Source organism: Bradyrhizobium sp. Unk1 (genome assembly GCF_059512345.1).
Genome location: NZ_JCAMOP010000017.1, coordinates 74,898 through 95,387, shown reverse-complemented (window position 1 = coordinate 95,387; position 20,490 = coordinate 74,898). Strand labels below are relative to the sequence as shown.

The following is a 20,490-nucleotide window of genomic DNA, read 5'->3' as shown; positions in this document are numbered from 1 at the left end:
TTCCCGGAGGGAACCCGGTATCGCCCGGGGTTTATTATTCAGGACATATTCACGAGGGTGGTCCTAAGCCGCGCGCAAATTTTCGCGGCAGACAGGATTTTGGTGTGAGCGATTTCGACCAGATGGGAATTGTCGTCGACTGGGTGGACGCCTGCCGGAAGGGCGACCTCGCGACGCTACTCGATCTCTATGCGGACGACGCCCGCGTCGAATGCATGTGCAACGGCAAGCGGCATTATCGCGGACGGCGCGAGCTCGAAACCTATTGGGGACCGCGGCTCAGCACCTTCTCGTCGGCAGGCTTCGGCCTGGAGGAGATCAATCCGGTGCCGCATGGCATCGATCTCGAATATTCCGTCGCGGGTTCGCTGCGTATCCACGCCTCGTTTCGCTTCAGTCCCGAAGGCAAGATCTACAGCACCCTTTGCGAGCCGGCGGAGCAGACGCCGCACGACGGCTGCGCGTGCTAGCCGGCCCTCGGCTCGTCTCGCGCCGTCTCGACCGGCAGGCGGCAGCGCACATAGGTTCGCTCGTCCGCGCGCAGCAGCGACAGCGATCCGCTGAGCGCGCGCACGCGCTCGTGCATGCCCGTCAGGCCGCGGCCGAAGACGTTGTCGGCGGGAAAGCCGCCACCGTCGTCGGAGATCTCAATCGTGAGCAGCTCGCCGGCAATGCTCGCCAGCACATGGGCATTGTTCGCCCCGGCGTGGCGCAGCACGTTGGTCAGCGCCTCCTGGATCAGGCGATAGACGGTCTGGGCCAGCGGTCGGTCGATCTCGTTCAGTCCAGGATCGATCGTGGCCGTCAGGCTGATATGCGGCGCCTGTCTGCGAAAGTTCTGGAGCAGCGTCTGCACGCTGGTCTCGAGCCCCAATTCCTCGATGTAGAGCGGCCGCAGTCGGTCGAGGATGCGGCGGTTGGTCTGCTGGAGCGCCTCGACCGATCGCATCACCTCCTGCGCCCGGTTGCCGAGATTTCCCGCCGGCGAGGCCTCGCTCAGCGCGATCGTGCCGGCGCGGATGCCGAACAGCAGCGGCCCGAGCTCGTCGTGCAGCTCGCGCGCGAGATCGCGCCGCTCGTCGTCCTGGAGCGACACCAGGCGGTGCAACAGGTCGCGATTATCCTGACTCAATTGTGCGAGCGTCATCGCCAGCGCATTGGCTTCCTCGCAGCTCTGCCGGATCTCCTGCGGTCCTGTGACCGGAATAGGCGTTGCATAATCGCCGCGCCGGATTCGCGTGAGGCCTGCGCCGAGATCTTGGAGGGGACGCAGCGCCGATCCCGCAAAGAGATAGGCAATGGTCCCAGTCAGGATCATCAGCACGGCGATGAGGCTCGTCAGCGCCAGGAAGCCGACCCATTTCTCGAACAGATCGGCTGACAGGTCCGGCATGAACACGATGTCGCCGATGCGCCTGCCGTCGATGATGACGGGAGATGCCGCGTCCATCTCCGGGATGGCGATCAGGTCCACGAACCAATGCGGCACGCCATGCAGATCGCGCAGGCTGTCCTTTGGAGAGGGCGCGGGACCTGCTTCCGCTGGACGGAATTGAATATCCGAGGAGCTGTCCAAAGAATGGACAAATGCATCGAGTATCTTCCGCGGGTCGTCCGAGGCCCTCAGGCTGTTGTTGAGCGCCTCGGCGACCGTCCGGGTCGAGCGTCGGCCCGGCTCATTCTCGTCGGCAAGCTGCCCTGTCGCGAACGTCTGGAGCAGCACCCCGCCCATGACCAGCGCGGCAAGGAAGCTCAAGCCGAGCGGAAGAAACAATTGTGTTCTGAATGAGAGCCGCTGCCACATTAGGTCAATTCTAACGCGCATTGGCGGGATTTGCTCTTTCCATTTGTTCCCGCCGGTCTATGAGTCGAAAAACGAGAGAGCGCGCGATGCAAGATACCGCCAAGCCGGCGACCCGAGTTCTGATCGTCGACGACCACCCTGTGGTGCTGTCAGGATGCCGCACCCTTTTCGCGTCCGACCACTCGATCCGTATCGACGAGGCGACCGACGCCAAATCCGGGCACCGCGCCTATATCAGCAAGCGGCCCGACGTCACTGTCATCGACATCAGCCTGCCCGACGTCTCCGGCTTCGAGCTGATGCGGCGGATCCGCAAGGACGACCCTGATGCCAAGATCATCATGTTCAGCATGAACGACGATCCGGCCTTCGTGGTGCGGGCGGTCGAGCTTGGCGCGCAGGGCTATGTCTCCAAGGGCGACGATCCCCGGATTCTGCTCAAGGCGGTGCGCAAGGTGGTCGCCGGCGACAATTTCATCTCGCCGCAGCTCGCGGAGGCGGTCACGTTCTCCGGTGCAGCGATCAAGGCCAATCCGGCCTCGCAGATGACGCCGCGGGAGCTCGAGATTCTCCGCCTGCTCGGCCGTGGCGACAAGATCGTCGAGGTCGCCGAGGCGCTCGGCATCTCCTACAAGACGGTCGCCAACACCACGTCCCTGCTCAAGCAGAAGCTCGGCGCCAAGAACCATTCCGACCTGATCAGGATCGCGGTGGAAATCGGGATGAGCTGACGCGCGGGGCACTGGCGGCCCGGACACTGGCGGCCCGGCGCCGAACCGGCTGCTCCAGGATGCAGCCGGTCCGGCCGGGCGGATCGGGTCTCGGCGCGTAGCCGGGCAATGCATGGACAGCGCCGACACCATCCGCCGACACAATGGGCCGGAGTGATATTCGTTCCTGAATCGCCCACAAATTCGGGAAAAAGCGGCAATGGTGCGCGAGCCCTCGCAGGGATGCCTTTGCGAAACCCGAAACGTGCCGGGAAAAATAGGAACATTTTCTTGCTCTCGCCGTTTTGGCTCTTGACGATTTCGTGACGGGCGCCGAGAACTTGGCCGACAGTTTTGGCGGGCCAGCAACCCGCACGAGGCAAACCGGTCTGCACAAATCAACGACAGACCTTCCAAGAGAAGGGCTGCGGCATCGCCGCAGCCCTTTTTCGTTGAGCGGGGCACGGACGGGAAGCGGTTTCCCGATGCCGCAAAACACTTTATGGTGGCTCAACGCCTCTGGCCGTTAACAAGTAGTTTCATAAAATCAAAGGCTTATGGATCTGGCTCAGGGCCGGCCGGCCTTTGGAGGGCAGTTTGACTCGCTATATCTCGACCCGGGGCGAGGCCCCAGAACTCGGCTTCTGCGACGTGATGCTGACTGGGCTCGCCCGCGACGGCGGCCTGTACGTGCCAGCGACCTGGCCGCAGCTCTCGACCGAGGCTATCGCTGGCTTCTTCGGCCGCCCCTATTGGGAGGTCGCGGTCGACGTGATCCGTCCGTTCGTCGGCGGCGAGATTTCGGATGCCGAGCTCGGCCGCATGGCGAACGAGGCCTATGCCACCTTCCGCCATCCGGCGGTGGTGCCGCTGCGCCAGATGACGCCGCATCAATTCGTGCTGGAGCTGTTCCACGGCCCGACGCTCGCCTTCAAGGACGTGGCGATGCAGCTGATCTCGCGGCTGATGGACCATGTGCTCGCCAAGCGCGGCCAGCGCACCACCATTGTGGTCGCGACCTCCGGCGACACCGGCGGCGCCGCGGTCGATGCGTTTGCGGGACTCGAGAATGTCGATCTCATCGTGCTGTTTCCGCACGGCCGCATCTCCGATGTGCAGCGGCGGATGATGACGACGACGGGCGCGGCCAACGTTCATGCGCTCGCCATCGAGGGTAATTTCGACGACTGCCAGGCGCTCGTGAAGGGGATGTTCAACAACCATCGCTTCCGCGATGCGACCTCGCTGTCCGGCGTCAACTCCATCAACTGGGCGCGCATCGTCGCCCAGGTGGTCTACTACTTCACCTCCGCCGTCGCCGCCGGCGCGCCGGCGCGCACGGTGGATTTCGTCGTGCCGACCGGAAATTTCGGCGACATCTTTGCCGGTTATGTCGCCAAGCGCATGGGGCTGCCGGTGCGCACGCTGCGCATCGCCGCCAACGTCAACGACATCCTGGCGCGCACGCTCAAGACCGGGATCTACGAGGTGCGCGAGGTGCACGCCACCGCGTCGCCATCGATGGACATCCAGATCTCCTCGAATTTCGAGCGGCTGCTGTTCGAGGCCGGCCGGCGCGATGCGGCCGGCGTGCGCCGTCTGATGGACTCGCTGAAGCAGTCGGGGCGCTTCGTGTTGCCTGACGCGACGCTGGCCGCAATCCGTGAAGAATTCGACGCCGGCCGGGCCGACGAGACCGAAACCGCAGCCGCGATCCGCGCCGCCTGGCGCGAGGCGGGCGAGCTGGTCGATCCCCATACGGCGGTCGCGCTCGCGGTCGCCGACCGCGACACCACCGACACGACGGTGCCCAGCATCGTGCTCTCCACCGCCCATCCGGCCAAATTCCCCGATGCGGTCGAGGCAGCCTGCGGCCAGCGGCCGCAATTGCCCGCCTGGCTCGACGGTCTCATGACCAAATCCGAACACATGAAGGTGATGAAGAACGATCAGGCCGAGGTCGAGCGGTTCGTGCTGTCGGTCAGCCGTGCCGCAAAACAGGGAGTTGCCGGATGAGTGTCGAGATGTCCAAGCTTGCCTCCGGCCTGACCGTCGTCACCGACGAGATGCCCCATCTCGAGACCGCGGCGCTCGGCGTCTGGGCCGGCGTTGGCGGGCGCGACGAGAAGCCGAACGAGCACGGCATCTCGCATCTGCTCGAGCACATGGCCTTCAAGGGCACGACCAAGCGCTCCTCGCGCGAGATCGTCGAGGAGATCGAGGCGGTCGGCGGCGACCTCAATGCCGGCACCTCGACCGAGACCACGTCCTATTATGCGCGGGTGCTGAAGGCCGATGTGCCGCTCGCGCTCGACGTGCTCGCCGACATCCTCGCCAATCCCGCTTTCGAGCCCGACGAGCTCGAGCGCGAGAAGAACGTCATCGTGCAGGAGATCGGTGCCGCGCAGGACACGCCCGACGACGTCGTGTTCGAGCATCTCAACGAGCTCTGCTATCCCGACCAGCCGATGGGCCGCTCGCTGCTCGGCACCGCCAAGACCCTGCGCGCCTTCAACCGCGACATGCTGCGCGGCTATCTGTCGACGCATTATCGCGGCCCCGACATGGTGGTGGCGGCAGCCGGCGCGGTCAATCACAAGCAGGTCGTCGCCGAGGTCGAGAAGCGCTTTGCGAGCTTCGAGGGGACGCCGGGTCCGAAGCCGCAAGCCGCCCAGTTCGGCAAGGGCGGCGCCAAGGTGGTGCATCGCGAGCTCGAGCAGGCGCATCTGACGCTGGCGCTGGAAGGCGTGCCGCAGAGCGATCTGTCGTTGTTCTCGCTCCAGGTCTTCACCAACATCCTCGGCGGCGGCATGTCGTCACGGCTGTTCCAGGAGGTGCGCGAGAAGCGCGGCCTCTGCTACTCCATCTACTCGTTCCACGCGCCCTACACCGACACGGGCTTCTTCGGCCTCTACACCGGCACCGATCCGGCCGACGCGCCGGAGATGATGGAGGTCGTGGTCGACATCATGAATGATTCGGTGGAGACGCTGACCGAAGCCGAGATCGCGCGGGCCAAGGCGCAGATGAAGGCGGGCCTCCTGATGGCGCTGGAGAGCTGCTCCTCCCGCGCCGAGCAGCTCGCCCGGCATGTGCTGGCCTATGGCCGGCCGCAGACGGTCGAGGAGCTGGTGGCCCGGATCGACGCCGTCAGCGTCGAATCAACCCGGGACGCCGCGCGTGCGCTGCTTTCGCGGAGCCGCCCTGCAGTTGTCGCATTAGGCAGTGGCAGGGGTCTGGACACGGCGGTATCTTTTGCGGAAGGATTGACCAGGGCACGTGCCAAGGCGCGGCTGCATTAGGAGCGGCGCACGGGCTGATCTGCCCCGGGAAGCATCACCATGGCCCTGTTTCGCCTGCCATCCAGTGGACCCGCCGCCCTCGCGCCGCGCGGCAACGGGCTATTGCTGCGCGCGCCGCAGATGTCGGACTTCTTGCAGTGGGCGCATTTGCGCGAGTCCAGCCGCGATTACCTGACGCCCTGGGAGCCGATCTGGCCGTCGGATGATCTGACCCGGTCCGGCTTCCGCCGGCGCCTGCGCCGCTATTCCGAAGACATCGCCGCGGACCGCTCCTATCCCTTCCTGATCTTCCGTGAGCTCGACGGCGCCATGGTCGGCGGCATCACGCTCGCCAATGTCCGCCGCGGCATCGTCCAGGCCGGCACCATCGGCTATTGGGTCGGCAAGCCCCATGCCCATCGGGGCTACATGACGGCGGCGCTGCGGGTGCTGCTGCCGACGCTGTTCGGCGAGCTCAATCTGCACCGGGTCGAGGCCGCCTGCATCCCCACCAATGCGCCGTCGATCCGGGTGCTCGAGAAGTGCGGCTTCTCCCGCGAAGGCTTGGCGCGCCGCTATCTCTGCATCAACGGGGTCTGGCAGGACCACCTGCTGTTCGGCCTGCTGCACGAGGATTTCCGCGGCTGAGCTGCCCCTCGTGCTGCCAAAGTCTCCTTGTTTGCTGCCTTGGGTTCGCCGATTTTGGCGATATAAACCGCTGGCCGGCCGGCAATCGTTCGGACAATTGTCATGGAGTATGGGCGTTGATGGTGAAGAAGCTTCGGTCATCGCGGAATGCGTTGCAGCGGGGGACGGGGATCGCGTTGGCGTTGTCGGTTGCGCTCGCCTCCGTCTCGCCGGTGGCGGCCCAGTCCTTGACTGACCGCTTCAAGAGCCTGTTCGGCGGCAAGTCCGACGAGCCGGCCCCGCCCAAGCCGGCGCCCGCGCCCGGCCAGCCGGCGGCCGATGACGACGTCGATTGCCCGCAGGTTACGGTGCGCGCCGGGGCCTCGACCTACGCGGTCGGCGCCGCTGGCAAGCCGGCCGTCGGCAATGAGATCCGCTTCCAGGCCACGATCACCAAGATGGCGCGTGAATGTGCCCGGAGCGGCGGCGATATCACCGCCCGGATCGGCATCCAGGGCCGTGTCATCGCCGGTCCCGCCGGTGCGCCTGCGACCGTCGAGGTGCCCTTGCGCATCGCCGTGGTGCAGGGCGGCGTCGGGGAGAAGGTGATCGCCTCGAAGGCCTACCGGACCACGGTCGAGATGTCGGAGGGCGGCAGCGTGCCCTTCACCTTCGTCGCCGAGGATCTGGCCTATCCGATGCCTTCGGCCAAGGTCGCCGATTCCTACGTCTTCTATGTCGGCTTCGACCCGCAGGCGCTCGCGCCCGAGCCGAAGGCGCGAGGGAAGAAGAAATAGCGCTTCAGGCTCCGCTGTCATGCCCCGCCTAGTGCGCAATTGCGCACGGGGGGCCGGGCATCCAGTACACCGCGGCTTCTCCGTATGCCATTGCTGTCTCTGGAATACTGGATCACCCGCTTTCGCGGGTGATGACATCCAATTTCTGGCTACAGACCGCCAAACAAAAAAGCCGGCGCTCATCGCGCCGGCTTTTTGATTGGTGAGGCGTTCGTCCTCAGTTCAGCTTCTGCCGAACCTCGGTGATGCCCTTGGCGAGCAGGTCGTCGGCGACCTGGCCCTTGACCGACTGCGACAGGATCGTGGAGGCGGCCTGGACGGCGGCTTCCGCGGCTGCGGCGCGGACGTCTGCGACGGCCTGGGCCTCGGCGAGCGCGATCTTGCTCTCCGCGGTCTTGGTGCGGCGGGCGACGAAGTCTTCCATCTTCGCCTTGGCTTCGGTCGCGATGCGCTCGGCTTCGGACTTGGCGTTGGCGATGATGTCGGCAGCCTCGCGCTCGGCGGTGGCACTGCGCGCCTTGTAGTCGGCGAGCACCTTGGCCGCTTCCTGCTTGAGGCGCGTCGCGTCGTCGAGTTCGGCCTTGATGCGGGCGGCGCGATGATCCAGCGCCGTCATCGCCGACTTGAAGACCCCAAGATAGCCGAACACGACCATCAGGACCACGAAGGCGACGGCGACCCAGGTTTCAGGATCGAAGAACATATCGACTAACCCTTCAAGGACGCATCAACGGCGGCATTGACCGACGCCGCATCCGGAACGACGCCGGCGAGCTGCTGCACGATCTGGCCTGCCGCATCGGCCGCGATGCCGCGGACGTTGCTCATGGCGGCCGTGCGGGTCGAGGCGATGGTCTTTTCCGCCTCGGCGAGCTTGGCCGCCAGCTGCTCTTCCAGCGTCTTGCGCTCGGCTTCCGCCTGCGCATTCGCCTTGTCGCGGGATTCGTTGCCGATCGCCTGTGCCCGCGTGCGCGCCGAAGCGAGCTCGCTTTCATAGGCCTTCAGCGCCGCGTCGGACTGGTCCTTCAGCGTCTGGGCTTCGGCGAGGTCACCCTCGATCCTGTTCTGCCGCGCCTCGATCGCACCGCCGACGCGGGGCAGGGCGAGCTTGGACACGATCACGTAAAGCAGGACGAAGAAGATCGCGAGCGACACCAGCTGCGAAGCAAAGGTGCTGCTCTCGAACGGCGGAAAGCCGCCGCTGTGATGACCGCCATCGGCTTCAGTGTGGGCGTTGGTCGCTGGACCTTTCGCCCCGCCATGACTCTCGGCCATGGAGTACTCCTGTTGCTGTCACGCGCCGCTTCGGATGAAGCGGCGCGAAAGAAGTCGTTCTCAGAAAACGAACAGCAGAAGCAGCGCGATCAGCAGCGAGAAGATGCCGAGCGCTTCGGTCACGGCGAAGCCGAAGATCAGGTTGCCGAACTGGCCCTGAGCGGCCGACGGATTGCGGACGGCTGCAGCAAGGTAGTTGCCGAAGATCACGCCGACGCCGACGCCCGCGCCGCCCATGCCGATGCATGCGATGCCCGCGCCGATAAGTTTTGCTGCTGTCGGATCCATTTTAGACTCCTTGGAAGAAAGATTGGGTTTTGGGTGGAAATTCCCCGGACCGCTCAGTGTCCCGGATGAATGGCGTCGTTGAGGTAGATGCAGGTCAGGATCGCAAACACATAGGCTTGCAGGAACGCGACCAGAATCTCGAGCGCATACAGCGCGACCGTGAGCGCCAGCGGCAGCACACCGCCGACCCAGCCGATGGCGCCGAGCGAGAAGCCCAGCATGGCGACGAAGCCCGCGAACACCTTCAGCGCGATGTGGCCGGCCAGCATGTTGGCGAAGAGACGAATGCTGTGGGAGACCGGCCGCAGGAAGAACGACAGGATCTCGATGAACATGACCAGCGGCAGGACGTAGCCGGGGACGCCATGGGGAACGAAAATCGAGAAGAATTTCAGGCCGTTCTTGGCGACGCCGTAGATCAGCACGGTGAAGAAGACCAGCAGCGCCAGCCCTGCGGTGACGATCAAATGGCTCGATACCGTGAAGGTATAGGGGATGATGCCGACCAGGTTCGAGACGCAGATGAACATGAACAGCGAGAAAATCAGCGGGAAGAACTTCATGCCTTCCGCGCCGGCCGTCGAACGGATGGTCGAGGCCACGAATTCGTAGGAGATCTCAGCGACCGACTGGAAGCGTCCGGGAACCAGCTGCGTGCCGCTGGCGAGCATCAGGATCGAGATGATCGCGACCGCCACCAGCATGTAGAGCGACGAATTGGTGAAGGCGATCGTCTGATTGCCGATATGGCCCAGGGTAAAGAGAGGCTCGATGTTGAACTGGTGGATCGGATCGATTTTCATCAGCGCGGCATCTCTTGGTCTGCCGGGCAATGCCGGCGGGTCTCGGTCTGCCGGCCGGGCCGGCCCGTACCGGCAGGACCGGTACGATCATTCCTCTGTTGTGCGGATAGCTTAAGAACCACCGCGCCTGCTTTGACCCGCGCCTGCCGATCTCACCACATTCACGACGCCGGCCACGAAGCCCAGCAGCAGGAACACGATAAATCCGAAAGGCGACGTCGACAGCAAGCGGTCGAAACCCCAGCCAATCCCCGCTCCGACAACGACCCCGGCGACCAACTCGGAGGATAACCGGAAACCAAGCGCCATCGCCGAAGCTCTGGCCGCTCTGTCTTCACCGTCACCTGCGGGTTGCTCGGTCTTGATTCGTCGGTCCCGGAATTCGGACAACCGCTGATCAAGATTTCCGAGCCGTTCGGAAAGCGCAGCTTCCTCGGACGATTTATCGCGATCCCCATTCTCGCCGTGTCCCGTGCCCTGTGTCATGCAACGAAGACCCGAAACGCCACGGCTGAATGGAAATTACGCCCGCCACCCTCAAAAGCCGCGCGGACCATACTGATGGCCCATAATCAAGTCAAGCCAAGTCACGATTGCGTCGCGTTCTATTATGTATCTGATTTACCTGATGATATTGGCACGCTCGGCAACGCTGCACACAGCGTGACGCCGCACCGCAGCAGCTCTCTTCATGATCGGCGAATGCGACCGCCATTTCGTCCTGCTGGCGGGATCAAAGGGATTGTTGCGATCGTTGATATCGGTGGCGCGTTTTGGGCGGCGGATCGCCTCGCCGGGGTGTAGAATTGAAGGGAAGCCGCAGAAGCGCCATGGCGGAGAGCGCGATGAGACCAGCAAATTCATCCACAGCATCATGGCTTGCCGTGGCGGTATTCGCCGCGGTGATGACCATCGGCGGCGGCCTCGTTGCCGCACAGTCCGCACCCGACAGCGAAAACGGCCGCTACAGCATGACGCCCATCCCCGAAGGCGTGCTGCGGCTCGACACCCGCACCGGCACGGTGTCGACCTGCACCAAGAATGGCGCCGGCTGGGCCTGCTACGCGGTGCCCGACGAACGCACCGCGCTCGACGCCGAGATCGGCCGGCTCCAGGCCGAAGTCGAGAAGCTGAAGGGGCAGATCGCGGCGGGACCGACCGTATCAGGCAAGATCGACGAGGCGCTGCCGAAATCCGATCCGCTCAAGAAGGACCCGAAGTTCGCCGAGGGGGACCGCAAGATCGAGATTCCGCTGCCCAGCGACCAGGATGTCGATCGGGTGATGTCGTTCCTGGAAAAGGCCTGGCGCCGGCTGATCGACATGGCCAATCGCGTGCAGAAGGACGTCTCGGGGAAGATCTGAGGACCCCTTCGCGCTATCCACGCGTTGACCTGCCGTAGGGTGGGCAAGGGCGTTCTTACGCCGTGCCCACCATGTTTCCATGACGTAAGAAGACGTGGGCACGTCGCTACGCGCCTTTGCCCACCCTGCGGCAGTGTTCGATCAATCGAGACATTTGATGACATCAGGCAAATCCGTCACGCGCTCGGCGCCATCGTCGGTGCAAGCCACCACCGTCGCATCGTCACTGCTGACCGTGCAGACGCCCGGCCGCGGCTTCACCGATCTCACCAGCGAAGCCGCGAAGTTCATCAATGAGGTTCAAGCGCGCGATGGCGCGCTGACGCTGTTTATCCGGCACACCTCGGCCTCGCTGACGATCCAGGAGAACGCCGATCCGTCCGTGCTCGTCGATCTCACCACGGCACTGTCGCGGCTCGCGCCCGAGAACGCCGGCTGGACGCACGACACCGAGGGGCCGGACGACATGCCGGCGCACGTCAAGACCATGCTGACGCAGACTTCGCTTCAGGTCCCGGTCCTGAACGGCAAGCTCGCGCTCGGCACCTGGCAGGCGATCTACCTGATCGAGCACCGCAAGCGCCCGCACCAGCGCGAGGTGGTGCTGCAATTCATCGGCAGCAATCAGTAAACCCCAAAAACAAAACCGGCCGCGGATCGCTCCGCGGCCGGGTCTATCGACGTCTTGCGACGTTATTAGGTCTTGCTGATGTCGACGTCTTTCGTCTCCGGGACGAAGAAGAAACCGACCACGGCGGTGATCGTCGCGAAGATGACCGGGTACCACAGGCCGGAGTAGATATCGCCGGTCGAGGCGACGATCGCGAAGGCGGTCGCGGGCAGCAGGCCGCCGAACCAGCCGTTGCCGATGTGATACGGCAGCGACATCGAGGTGTAGCGGATACGGGTCGGGAACAGTTCGACCAGCATTGCCGCGATCGGGCCGTACACCATGGTGACGTAGACCACGAGGATGAACAGCAGCCCGATGACGGCCGACACCTGCGGACGGAAGATGTCGAACGGATGCGACATCTTGACGATGCCGGCATCACCCGGCTTCGGATAGCCGGCCGCCTGCACCGCCGCGGTGACCGCGGGGTTCGACGTCTTGGCATCCGTGTACGGCACGTCCTTGTCGTTGACTACGATCTTCACCGCGCCCGCCGGTCCCGGAACGGTGGAGTACTTCACCGACGACTGGGCGAGGAAGGCGCGCGCCGTGTCGCAAGGCGTCGTGAAGACGCGCGTGCCGACCGGGTTGAACAGATCGCCGCAGCTCGCGGGATCCGCCACCACCTGGACCTTCACGTTCTCGTAGGCCTTCTCCAGCGCCGGGTTGGCGTTGCTCGAGATCATTTTGAAGATCGGGAACAGGGTCAGCGCGCCGATCAGGCAGCCCGCCAGGATGATCGGCTTGCGGCCGATCTTGTCGGACAGCGCGCCGAACACCAGGAAGAAGCCTGTGCCGAGCAGCAGCGACCAGGCGATCAGGAGGTTGGCGGTGTAGCCGTCGACCTTCAGGATCGATTGCAGGAAGAACAGCGCGTAGAACTGGCCCGTGTACCAGATCACCGCCTGGCCCATGGTCAGGCCGACCAGCGCCAGGATCACGATCTTGGCGTTGCTCCAGGTGCCGAAAGCTTCGGTCAGAGGCGCCTTGGAGCCCTTGCCCTCGTCCTTCATCTTCTGGAAAACCGGCGATTCGTTCAGGCGCAGACGGATCCAGACCGAGATGCCGAGCAAGGCGACCGACACCAGGAACGGAATACGCCAGCCGCCCCAATAAGCGCCGGGTGCACCGGCAAAGGCAGCCTCGCCGGTCGCGGAGCGGGTGAACAGGATCACCAGCAGCGACAGGAATAGACCAAGCGTCGCGGTGGTCTGGATAAAGGAGGTGTAATAGCCACGCTTGCCCTGCGGCGCGTGTTCCGCGACGTAGGTTGCAGCACCGCCATATTCACCACCGAGCGCGAGGCCCTGCAGCAGCCGCAGGCCGATCAGGATGATCGGCGCCGCGATGCCGATCTGTGCCGCGCCCGGCAACAGGCCGACGATGAAGGTCGAAAGACCCATGATGAGAATGGTGACGAGGAAGGTGTATTTGCGGCCGACGATGTCGCCGACGCGGCCGAACACGATTGCGCCGAACGGACGGACGAGGAAGCCCGCAGCAAAGGCCAACAGCGCGAAGATGTCGCGCGTGGCCTGATCGAACATCGGCTTGCCGTCGGCACCGGCGATCGTGAAGAACTGCGTGCCGATGATGCCGGCCAGCGATCCGTAAAGGTAGAAATCGTACCACTCGAAGACGGTGCCGAGCGACGATGCGAGGATGACGAACCGCTCATCCTTCGTCATGCCGCCGGATCGTGCCGAGGTTGCAGCTATTGTGGACATATTGAGTTGGCTCCCCGAATTTCGTTTCCTCGCGCCCCAGATGTCCGGACGGGCCGGATCAACCTAGGTCTTGCCCCAAAGGTAACATCGGCGTGAAACCGGCCCCAATACGACTTTCGGCCTTGCGCACTGACGCGCACCTGACGCCGCGGACCCTTCAATCCGGCACGATCGCGCTCGCCGTGGGTTAACCCCGTTCCCGCAAAGGGATATTGCCCACTTGCATGCCACGGCCGGTCGGGAAAGAATTGACCAAGGCCCCCGGGCCGGCCTACTGGCCTGGTGTGAATGCCAGCAAGAGAACGATGAGCGCTCCTTCGACCCATCTCGTCATTGCCGATGACCATCCCCTGTTCCGCGACGCGTTGCGGCAAGCGGTGGCGGGCGTCCTGACCTCGGCCAGGATCGACGAGGCCGGATCATTCGAGGATCTCACCAAGCTGCTGGAACAGACATCCGACGTCGATCTGGTCCTGCTCGACCTCTCGATGCCCGGAATCTCCGGCTTTTCCGGGCTGATCTATCTGCGCGCGCAATACCCGGCCATCCCAGTGGTGATCGTCTCGGCCTCTGACGACAGCGCCACGATTCGCCGTTCGCTCGATTTCGGCGCCTCCGGCTTCATCCCGAAGCGATTCGGCGTCGAGACCTTGCGCGACGCGATCCTCAAAGTGATGGAGGGGGACGTCTGGGTTCCCACCGACACCGATCTATCGGCCGCCGCCGATCCCGACATGACGCGCCTGCGCGACCGCCTGGTGACGCTGACGCCGCAGCAGGTCCGGGTCTTGATGATGCTGTCGGAAGGGCTGCTCAACAAGCAGATCGCCTATGAGCTCGGCGTCTCCGAAGCCACCATCAAGGCGCATGTCTCGGCGATCCTGCAAAAGCTCGGCGTCGAGAGCCGCACGCAGGCGGTGATTGCCGCGGCGAAGATCGCCGGCGGCCAGTGGAAGCAGGGCAGCCCGACGGGGTGAGCCTCACGGTACAATCAGCTCCGTCTCCGTCATCCTGAGGTGCTCGCGAAGCGAGCCTCGAAGGATGAACGGCCCCGGCTGGCACCTCGGCCGTTTCATCCTTCGAGGCTCCGGCCGCGATGCCTTTGCATCGCGCCACTCGCACCTCAGGATGTCGGAGCCGATGATGTCCCTAGTAGCTCGTTGGCGGCCCTGATATCCGCAGTCTCGGAGCCCTCGGCAAAGCCTTCGAGCGCCGATTGAAGCAACCGCTTCGCTTCCTCGCACTGGCCACGTTCAGCAAGGAACTCGGCAAGATCGATCGCAGCCCGCAGCCCCCAGGCTTTTGCACCGTTGCGACGGCTCAGTTCCAACGATCGCATCAGGTGGTTTTCGGCCTCTCCACGGTTCGGCTGCGGCAGTGACAGCAACACCTTGCCCTTCATGCGCAGCAACTCGGGCATGTAGAGATGATCGCCGCCTTGCTTGACGAGGCCGATCGCGCCGTCGATCAGGCGCGCACTCCGCTCGGTCTGCCCGAGCGCCAACAAGCCATGCACGAGTGCGATGTTGAACGTCGTGGTGAGCAGCTCGTAGCCGGCGTCGTGGAGCTCGCGCAGACAGGCCCGTATCGTCTCGACGCCGCGGGCGGCGTCGCCGCGTCGGATCGCCAGCTCGCCTTTGACGCCACGGCCGACCGCGAGATAAGGGCCCATCGAGCGCGTTTCGGCATGTGCGATGAAGCGGTCGATGTTCTCTTCCGCGCCGTCGAGATCCCCGCTCCAGAGATCGATCGAGACCGCCCAGATCAGCGCGATGCAGAGCGTGATCGGATGGTCCATCTGCGCGGCCTCGGTGACCGTCTGCAGCGCCAGTTGCCGCGCATCCGTCGGACGGCCCTGCAACCAAAGCTCGCGCGCGAGCGCGATGCCGGCCCGGTTGCGGTGGTCGAAGCCGTGGACCGTGCTGATCCGTTCCGTGCCCGGCCCGTGCCAGGCGGCCTCCAGCATGCGCAGTGCGTCGCGATGCTCGCCGGCCAGATGCAAGGAGACACCCAGCAGCGAACGGGCGAGGGCGATGGAGGCGGCATCGCCGAGCGTCTCGGCGACCGCGAGGCTCTGCTGCGCATAACCGAGCGCGGCGTCGAACTGTCCCATCCGCTCGTGGAAGATGTGCATGCGGCCGAGCAGCTGGAGCTGGTTCGGCGCGTCGCCGCGCGCCTCGGCGATCGCCAGGCTCCGGCTCAGGGCGGCACGCGCAGCTTCGCTGCCGCCACGCGTGAACATCAAGGTCAATCCGAGGGCGGCCTGGATGTGCATTTCCTCGGCGCTGCCGCGCGAGGGCGGATCGATCGCAAGCAGCGCCCGTTCCGACCAGCGCCGGCATTCGATCAGCAGCGACATCGCGAGAAAGATCGGAGCCGCCGCGGCGGCCAGCGCAATGCCGATGCCGATATCGCCGCCCGTGCCGAAGCACCAGTCCAGCGCGGCGCGCACGTTGTGAAGCGCGGAGAAATGGATCGCGCGTTCGTCGGCGCTCGGCACCGTCGCCCATGTCGTGCCGGCCTGCTCCAGCCATCGCCGGTAGTAGGTTGCGTGGCGGGCGGCCAGCGCGGTCTCGTTCGGCTCGATCTCGAGCAGATAGGCGCGCGTCGTGTCGAGCAGACGGTAGCGCATCATGGCGCCGATCGGTCGCGGCGCGACCATCGACTTGGCAACCAGGCTGTCGATAGCATCGAACAGGCGCGAGCGGTCGACGCGCTCGTCCGGCACGATTTCGAGCGCGGCGTCGATGGTGAAGTGACCGGCGAAGACGGCAAGCCGGCGCAGCACGAGGCGCTCGGCGTCGGACAGGAGCCCGTAGCTCCAGTCCAGCGTCGCCTGCAACGTCTTCTGCCGCTGCGGCGCAGTGCGCTGGCCCTGCCAGAGCAGATTGAGGCGTTCGTCGAGCAGTGCGGCCGTCTGCTCCAGGCCGTAGGCCTCGACCCGGCCGGCGGCGAGCTCGATCGCCAGCGCCATGCCGTCGAGCTTGCGGCAGATCCCGGCGACGATCGCGGCATTGGCATCGTCGAGCGCGATCTGCGCGCCGCCGGCCATGGCGCGTTCGAGGAAGAGCTGAAGCGCGGGATAGGTTTGCGCGGCAGCCGCGGTCAGCCCGGGGCTATCAGGTGGAACGGCGAGCGGCGCTAACCGGTAGACCTGCTCGCCCTCGACGCGCAGGGCTTCGCGGCTCGTGGCGAGGATATGGACATGCGGCGCGGCGTGAAAGATTTCGGCTGCCAGCGGCGCTGCGGCGGCGATGACGTGCTCGCAATTGTCGAGGATCAGCAGCATCCGTTTGTCGCCGAGATGCGCGAGCAGTGCAGGCAGGGGATCGTCGGTCTGTGCCGGCAAGCCCAGCATCAGCAGGATCGAGGTGATCACGAGGTCGGGATCGCTGAGCGCGGCAAGGTCGACGAAATGCGCGGCGTCGGAAAAAGTCTCGAGCAGGTCGTGCGCGATCGCCACCGCAACGGCGGTCTTGCCGACGCCGCCCGGGCCGACGATCGTGACGAACCGCGAGCCGATGAGCTTGTCGGAGACGGCGGCGACCGCATCGTCGCGCCCGACCATCCGTTGCAGCCGGTTAGGTAGTTTTACGGGCGGCGGGTTCACCCGCGGTGCGGGATGCGGCTTCGCTGCAACGTCCGTTCGCGAGATCGGCGCGACGAAGCAATAGCCGCGGCCGGAGAGCGTGGTGATGTAGCGAGCGCCGTCCTTGCCGTCGCCGAGCGCCTTGCGCAGGGCTGCGACGTGAAAGCGCAGGTTGGTTTCCTCGACGGCCAGGCCGGGCCACACCAGCGCCATCAGATCCCATTTGCTGACGACCTCGTTCGGCCGCGACATCAGCGCGATCAGCGTGTCGAAGGCCTTCGCGCCGAGCGGCAGCGCGACGCCGCCGCGCATCACGAGCCTTTCGTGCGATGTCACGGTGAATGGCCCGAACGATAGGGTTCCCGTTGCAGTGCCGGCCGGCTCGGTCATGGCGAAATCGTGATCCTTTCAAACGGACCGGATAGCCAGATGATCGCAATCCGGCAAGGCCGCACCTGCATCGGCATCAGACCGCTGATGCAGGCCTCGTGGCGGGACTGCGAGCCGGGGCCTCACAACTTCTCACAAGTCCAAACGGGTGTCCCGCCGACGCCGCTGCTAGTCAGTTGCGCGACGGCAAGGAGACCTTCATGACGCAAGCGGCAAAACTGCTCTACACGGCCAGGACCCACACCGGCGGCGGACGACAGGACGGCATATCGCGCAGCTCCGACGGCCGCCTCGACGTCAAGCTGTCGCCGCCGGGCGGCACAGGCATCGGCACCAATCCCGAGCAATTGTTCGCGGCCGGCTGGTCGGCCTGCTTCGAAGGCGCGATGGAGATCGCGGCCCGCAAGCGCAAGATCGAGCTTCCCCGGAAATGCGCGATCGATGCGGAGATCGATCTCGTGCTCGACGAGGGCGCCTATTCGCTCAGCGCGCGCCTCAACGTCAGCCTGCCGGGCCTCGATCGCGAGATCGCGCGCGGCATCGTCGATGAGGCGCACCAGACCTGCCCCTATTCCAAGGCCGTCCGCGGCAATATCGACGTCACGGTCGCGCTGATCTGACGGACATCACCAACCATCAACAAGGTAGCACCACCATGAAACAGATCATCGACCAGCACCGCCGCAAGTTTCTTGGCGTCGCCGCGGGAACCGTCGCCGTCGGTCTCGGCGTGATCGACCTCGCCCGTGCCGAAACGGACGCGCCGCGATCCCCGGCATCGAACGCGTCCTTCGGTCCGATCAAGCAGATCGACGCCGGCGTCCTCAATGTCGGTTATGCCGAGGCAGGTCCCTCGAACGGTCCCGTGGCGATCCTGCTGCACGGCTGGCCCTATGACATTCACGCCTTCGTCGACGTCGCGCCGATCCTGGCAAAGGCGGGCTATCGCGTGATCATCCCGCACTTGCGCGGCTACGGTTCGACGCATTTTCTTTCCAGCGAGACGCCGCGCAACGGCGAGCCCGCGGCCATGGCCGTCGACATCATCGCGCTGATGGACAAGCTCGACATCAAGAAGGCGGTCATCGCCGGCTTCGACTGGGGCGCGCGCACCGCCGATATCATCGCTGCGTTGTGGCCGGATCGCTGCCGAGCGCTGGTGTCGGTCAGCGGCTATCTGATCTCCAGTCAGGCCGCGGGCAACGCGCCGCTGCCGCCGTCGGCCGAGCTGCAATGGTGGTACCAGTTCTATTTCGCGACCGAGCGCGGCCGCGCCGGTTACGAGAAATACACGCATGATTTCGCAAAACTGATCTGGAAGCTGGCCTCGCCGCAATGGAAGTTCGACGACGCGACCTTTAACCGGAGTGCGGCGGCGCTGGACAACAAGGATCATGTCGCGATCACGATCCACAATTACCGCTGGCGGCTCGGCCTCGCCCAGGGCGAAGCGAAATACGAGGAGCTCGAAAAGAAGCTCGCTGCAGCTCCGGTGATCAGCGTCCCGACGATCACGATGGAGGGCGACGCCAACGGTGCGCCGCATCCCGACCCCAGCGCCTATGCCAAGAGGTTCTCAGGCCGGTACGATTTCCGCCTGATCACCGGCGGCATCGGCCACAATCTGCCGCAGGAGGCGCCGCAAGCGTTCGCCAAGGCCGTCATCGACGCCGACGGCGCCTGAGCGTTCATTCGATGCCTCGGTCCAGCGCGGCTGGACCGAGGCTATGCCGCCATCCCAGCACGAAGGAACGTCATGACGTCCATCGAACCTGAAAAGAACAAGCGCTCTCATGCGACGGCTATCACGCTTGCCGCGCTCCTTCTCGTCGTTCTCCTGACTTGCGTGCCCTATCTGGTCTCGATCGCTCTCGCCGAGGGACCGGCACAAGGCAACACGGCAGACGCCTCGCCGATCTTCGGCGTCACGATCCCTGCCGGCTACAAGCAGTGGGAGCTGATCGCGCCGGCCGAAGAGGCGGCACCGCTCGACGAGCTTCGCGCCGTTGTCGGCAACCAGACCGCAATCGATGCTTATCAAGACGGAAAGCTTCCGTTCCCCGACGGCACCATTCTGGTCAAGCGCGCCTGGAAACGGAAACAGTCGCCGGAATTCGCATCCGCGACGATCCCCGGCGCGGCCACCACGGTTCAGGTGATGGTCAAGGATTCCAGGAAATATGCGTCCACCGGCGGCTGGGGGTTCGGCCGCTTCATCAATGGCAAGCCGGTCGACGAGGCCCAGCATCGCACCTGCTTCGCCTGTCACGACGCCCGCGCCAAGAGCCGTGACTACGTCTTCACCCGGCTTGCGCCTTGAGCGGTCAGGAGCCCGCCGTGTCAAAGATCTGGTTCATCAGCGGCAGCTCACGCGGGCTCGGACGCGCCATCACGGAAGCCGCACTTGCGGTGGGAGATCGTGTGGCGGCTACGGCCCGGGACACGAATCCGCTCGAACCGTTGCGTGAGCGCTTTGGAGAAAGACTGCGGCTCGCAACGCTCGACGTGACCGACGAGGCGGCCGCGCAAGCGGCCATCGGCCTCGCCGTGGCGGCATTCGGCGGCGTCGATGTGGTCGTGAACAATGCCGGCTATGGCGATCTCGGATCGGTCGAGGACACGAGCCTGGCCTCGTTCCGTCAGCAGATCGAGGTCAATCTGCTCGGCACCATCATCGTCACGAAGGCGGCGATCCCCGTGCTGCGCCGGCAGCGCCGCGGGCATATCGTGCAATTCTCATCCGTCGGCGGACGGATCGGAGCCCCGGCACGCGCGGCCTATTCGGCCGCGAAATGGGGTATCGAGGGCTTTTCGGAATCGCTGGCGCGCGAGATGGCGTTGATCGGCGTGCACGTGACGATCGTCGAACCCGGCGGCTTTCGTACGGGCTTTGCGCAGTCAGCGCATGCGACCGGCGAAGGGCGGGGGGAGTACGATGCCGTCGTTGGAGCGGCCGTCAGGATGCAGCGCGATTATGATGGCCGCCAGCCGGGCGATCCGGCGAAGGCCGCCGCACTTGTGCTGAAGCTCGTCGACATGGACAGCCCGCCGCTGCGGATCGCGCTCGGCAGCGACGCCGTGAACGCCATCGCGGCGACGGACCGGCAACGCCTCGACGAGCTCGAGAGGTGGCGCGCGCTCAGCATCTCGACCGACTACTGA

Annotated in this window: 22 protein-coding genes; 14 read left to right on the top strand and 8 right to left on the bottom strand. The window is 65.0% G+C overall.

What is annotated here, in order from left to right; genetic code table 11:
• Nucleotides 1–104: 104 nt before the first annotated feature.
• Entirely contained in the window at nt 105–470 is a 366-nt protein-coding gene (locus tag AC5ZFO_RS22735) for a nuclear transport factor 2 family protein (RefSeq protein WP_282520419.1), read from the top strand.
• Here the strand turns inward: AC5ZFO_RS22735 and AC5ZFO_RS22730 are convergent.
• Nucleotides 467–1,804 carry a histidine kinase gene (locus AC5ZFO_RS22730; RefSeq protein WP_282520420.1) on the bottom strand — a complete coding sequence of 446 codons (1,338 nt, stop codon included), beginning with the start codon at nt 1,802–1,804 and terminating at the stop codon, nt 467–469. The genes AC5ZFO_RS22735 and AC5ZFO_RS22730 overlap by 4 nt on opposite strands.
• An 86-nt stretch (nt 1,805–1,890) precedes the next feature.
• Here AC5ZFO_RS22730 and AC5ZFO_RS22725 point away from each other — a divergent pair, with 86 nt between their 5' ends.
• From AC5ZFO_RS22725 to AC5ZFO_RS22705, 5 genes are all read left to right on the top strand, one after another.
• Nucleotides 1,891–2,535, top strand: a complete 645-nt coding sequence (locus tag AC5ZFO_RS22725; RefSeq protein ID WP_014498503.1) for a response regulator transcription factor — start codon at nt 1,891–1,893, stop codon at nt 2,533–2,535.
• Between the two features lie 576 nt (nt 2,536–3,111).
• Nucleotides 3,112–4,530 (top strand): threonine synthase, encoded by a 1,419-nt coding sequence (thrC, locus tag AC5ZFO_RS22720; protein ID WP_282520421.1) that lies wholly within the window; start codon nt 3,112–3,114, stop codon nt 4,528–4,530.
• A complete protein-coding gene (locus AC5ZFO_RS22715) occupies nt 4,527–5,816 on the top strand; it encodes a M16 family metallopeptidase (protein ID WP_028148714.1) in 1,290 nt (429 codons plus the stop codon). The genes thrC and AC5ZFO_RS22715 overlap by 4 nt, the downstream gene beginning before the upstream one ends.
• A 39-nt stretch (nt 5,817–5,855) precedes the next feature.
• Complete coding sequence (locus AC5ZFO_RS22710) at nt 5,856–6,443, top strand: GNAT family N-acetyltransferase (protein ID WP_008139934.1); 588 nt, start codon at nt 5,856–5,858, stop codon at nt 6,441–6,443.
• Between the two features lie 119 nt (nt 6,444–6,562).
• Nucleotides 6,563–7,219, top strand: coding sequence for a hypothetical protein (locus AC5ZFO_RS22705; protein WP_282520422.1), 657 nt, complete (start codon nt 6,563–6,565; stop codon nt 7,217–7,219).
• A gap of 217 nt (nt 7,220–7,436) precedes the next feature.
• Here the strand turns inward: AC5ZFO_RS22705 and AC5ZFO_RS22700 are convergent, their stop codons facing one another.
• The 5 genes from AC5ZFO_RS22700 to AC5ZFO_RS22680 form a co-directional block, all read right to left on the bottom strand.
• Nucleotides 7,437–7,922, bottom strand: a complete 486-nt coding sequence (locus tag AC5ZFO_RS22700) for a F0F1 ATP synthase subunit B family protein (protein WP_282520423.1) — start codon at nt 7,920–7,922, stop codon at nt 7,437–7,439.
• A gap of 5 nt (nt 7,923–7,927) precedes the next feature.
• Nucleotides 7,928–8,494, bottom strand: coding sequence for a F0F1 ATP synthase subunit B (locus AC5ZFO_RS22695; protein WP_282520424.1), 567 nt, complete (start codon nt 8,492–8,494; stop codon nt 7,928–7,930).
• A gap of 60 nt (nt 8,495–8,554) precedes the next feature.
• A complete protein-coding gene (locus tag AC5ZFO_RS22690) occupies nt 8,555–8,782 on the bottom strand; it encodes a F0F1 ATP synthase subunit C (protein ID WP_092238250.1) in 228 nt (75 codons plus the stop codon).
• Nucleotides 8,783–8,835: 53 nt separating this feature from the next.
• On the bottom strand, nt 8,836–9,585 hold the full coding sequence (locus AC5ZFO_RS22685; RefSeq protein WP_282520425.1) for a F0F1 ATP synthase subunit A: 750 nt from the start codon (nt 9,583–9,585) through the stop codon (nt 8,836–8,838).
• A 111-nt stretch (nt 9,586–9,696) separates the two neighbouring features.
• Nucleotides 9,697–10,071 (bottom strand): AtpZ/AtpI family protein, encoded by a 375-nt coding sequence (locus AC5ZFO_RS22680; RefSeq protein ID WP_282520426.1) that lies wholly within the window; start codon nt 10,069–10,071, stop codon nt 9,697–9,699.
• A 75-nt stretch (nt 10,072–10,146) separates the two neighbouring features.
• Between AC5ZFO_RS22680 and AC5ZFO_RS22675 the strand changes: the two genes are divergently transcribed.
• The 3 genes from AC5ZFO_RS22675 to AC5ZFO_RS22665 all read left to right on the top strand — a co-directional run bounded on the left by AC5ZFO_RS22675 (nt 10,147) and on the right by AC5ZFO_RS22665 (nt 11,580).
• Nucleotides 10,147–10,389, top strand: a complete 243-nt coding sequence (locus AC5ZFO_RS22675; RefSeq protein WP_496122559.1) for a hypothetical protein — start codon at nt 10,147–10,149, stop codon at nt 10,387–10,389.
• Between the two features lie 41 nt (nt 10,390–10,430).
• Nucleotides 10,431–10,949, top strand: coding sequence for a hypothetical protein (locus AC5ZFO_RS22670; RefSeq protein ID WP_282520428.1), 519 nt, complete (start codon nt 10,431–10,433; stop codon nt 10,947–10,949).
• Between the two features lie 157 nt (nt 10,950–11,106).
• Nucleotides 11,107–11,580, top strand: a complete 474-nt coding sequence (locus tag AC5ZFO_RS22665) for a secondary thiamine-phosphate synthase enzyme YjbQ (RefSeq protein ID WP_282520429.1) — start codon at nt 11,107–11,109, stop codon at nt 11,578–11,580.
• Between the two features lie 65 nt (nt 11,581–11,645).
• Here AC5ZFO_RS22665 and AC5ZFO_RS22660 read toward each other — a convergent pair whose 3' ends face one another.
• On the bottom strand, nt 11,646–13,310 hold the full coding sequence (locus tag AC5ZFO_RS22660; RefSeq protein WP_404979754.1) for an MFS transporter: 1,665 nt from the start codon (nt 13,308–13,310) through the stop codon (nt 11,646–11,648).
• 344 nt (nt 13,311–13,654) lie between these two features.
• On the opposite strand from AC5ZFO_RS22660, the gene AC5ZFO_RS22655 reads away from it, so the two are divergent.
• On the top strand, nt 13,655–14,326 hold the full coding sequence (locus AC5ZFO_RS22655) for a response regulator (protein ID WP_282520431.1): 672 nt from the start codon (nt 13,655–13,657) through the stop codon (nt 14,324–14,326).
• A 146-nt stretch (nt 14,327–14,472) separates the two neighbouring features.
• Here AC5ZFO_RS22655 and AC5ZFO_RS22650 read toward each other — a convergent pair whose 3' ends face one another.
• Complete coding sequence (locus tag AC5ZFO_RS22650; RefSeq protein WP_496122558.1) at nt 14,473–17,328, bottom strand: ATP-binding protein; 2,856 nt, start codon at nt 17,326–17,328, stop codon at nt 14,473–14,475.
• 200 nt (nt 17,329–17,528) lie between these two features.
• Here AC5ZFO_RS22650 and AC5ZFO_RS22645 point away from each other — a divergent pair, with 200 nt between their 5' ends.
• The 4 genes from AC5ZFO_RS22645 (at nt 17,529) to AC5ZFO_RS22630 (ending at nt 20,490) form a co-directional block, all read left to right on the top strand.
• On the top strand, nt 17,529–17,948 hold the full coding sequence (locus tag AC5ZFO_RS22645) for an organic hydroperoxide resistance protein (protein WP_282520433.1): 420 nt from the start codon (nt 17,529–17,531) through the stop codon (nt 17,946–17,948).
• Nucleotides 17,949–17,983: 35 nt separating this feature from the next.
• Nucleotides 17,984–19,012: an alpha/beta fold hydrolase gene (locus AC5ZFO_RS22640; protein ID WP_282520434.1), complete on the top strand. Its 1,029-nt coding sequence runs from the start codon at nt 17,984–17,986 to the stop codon at nt 19,010–19,012.
• Nucleotides 19,013–19,084: 72 nt separating this feature from the next.
• Complete coding sequence (locus AC5ZFO_RS22635) at nt 19,085–19,648, top strand: cytochrome P460 family protein (RefSeq protein ID WP_282520435.1); 564 nt, start codon at nt 19,085–19,087, stop codon at nt 19,646–19,648.
• A gap of 17 nt (nt 19,649–19,665) precedes the next feature.
• Nucleotides 19,666–20,490 carry an SDR family NAD(P)-dependent oxidoreductase gene (locus AC5ZFO_RS22630; protein WP_282520436.1) on the top strand — a complete coding sequence of 275 codons (825 nt, stop codon included), beginning with the start codon at nt 19,666–19,668 and terminating at the stop codon, nt 20,488–20,490.

Coding starts and splice junctions, on each gene's coding strand:
- AC5ZFO_RS22730 (WP_282520420.1), bottom strand. CDS start 1,804: ATGTGGCAGCGGCTCTCATTCAGAACACAATTGTTTCTTCCGCTCGGC.
- AC5ZFO_RS22725 (WP_014498503.1), top strand. CDS start 1,891: ATGCAAGATACCGCCAAGCCGGCGACCCGAGTTCTGATCGTCGACGAC.
- AC5ZFO_RS22715 (WP_028148714.1), top strand. CDS start 4,527: ATGAGTGTCGAGATGTCCAAGCTTGCCTCCGGCCTGACCGTCGTCACC.
- AC5ZFO_RS22710 (WP_008139934.1), top strand. CDS start 5,856: ATGGCCCTGTTTCGCCTGCCATCCAGTGGACCCGCCGCCCTCGCGCCG.
- AC5ZFO_RS22705 (WP_282520422.1), top strand. CDS start 6,563: ATGGTGAAGAAGCTTCGGTCATCGCGGAATGCGTTGCAGCGGGGGACG.
- AC5ZFO_RS22700 (WP_282520423.1), bottom strand. CDS start 7,922: ATGTTCTTCGATCCTGAAACCTGGGTCGCCGTCGCCTTCGTGGTCCTG.
- AC5ZFO_RS22695 (WP_282520424.1), bottom strand. CDS start 8,494: ATGGCCGAGAGTCATGGCGGGGCGAAAGGTCCAGCGACCAACGCCCAC.
- AC5ZFO_RS22690 (WP_092238250.1), bottom strand. CDS start 8,782: ATGGATCCGACAGCAGCAAAACTTATCGGCGCGGGCATCGCATGCATC.
- AC5ZFO_RS22685 (WP_282520425.1), bottom strand. CDS start 9,585: ATGAAAATCGATCCGATCCACCAGTTCAACATCGAGCCTCTCTTTACC.
- AC5ZFO_RS22680 (WP_282520426.1), bottom strand. CDS start 10,071: ATGACACAGGGCACGGGACACGGCGAGAATGGGGATCGCGATAAATCG.
- AC5ZFO_RS22675 (WP_496122559.1), top strand. CDS start 10,147: ATGGCCCATAATCAAGTCAAGCCAAGTCACGATTGCGTCGCGTTCTAT.
- AC5ZFO_RS22670 (WP_282520428.1), top strand. CDS start 10,431: ATGAGACCAGCAAATTCATCCACAGCATCATGGCTTGCCGTGGCGGTA.
- AC5ZFO_RS22665 (WP_282520429.1), top strand. CDS start 11,107: ATGACATCAGGCAAATCCGTCACGCGCTCGGCGCCATCGTCGGTGCAA.
- AC5ZFO_RS22660 (WP_404979754.1), bottom strand. CDS start 13,310: ATGACGAAGGATGAGCGGTTCGTCATCCTCGCATCGTCGCTCGGCACC.
- AC5ZFO_RS22655 (WP_282520431.1), top strand. CDS start 13,655: ATGAGCGCTCCTTCGACCCATCTCGTCATTGCCGATGACCATCCCCTG.
- AC5ZFO_RS22650 (WP_496122558.1), bottom strand. CDS start 17,328: ATGACCGAGCCGGCCGGCACTGCAACGGGAACCCTATCGTTCGGGCCA.
- AC5ZFO_RS22645 (WP_282520433.1), top strand. CDS start 17,529: ATGACGCAAGCGGCAAAACTGCTCTACACGGCCAGGACCCACACCGGC.
- AC5ZFO_RS22640 (WP_282520434.1), top strand. CDS start 17,984: ATGAAACAGATCATCGACCAGCACCGCCGCAAGTTTCTTGGCGTCGCC.
- AC5ZFO_RS22635 (WP_282520435.1), top strand. CDS start 19,085: ATGACGTCCATCGAACCTGAAAAGAACAAGCGCTCTCATGCGACGGCT.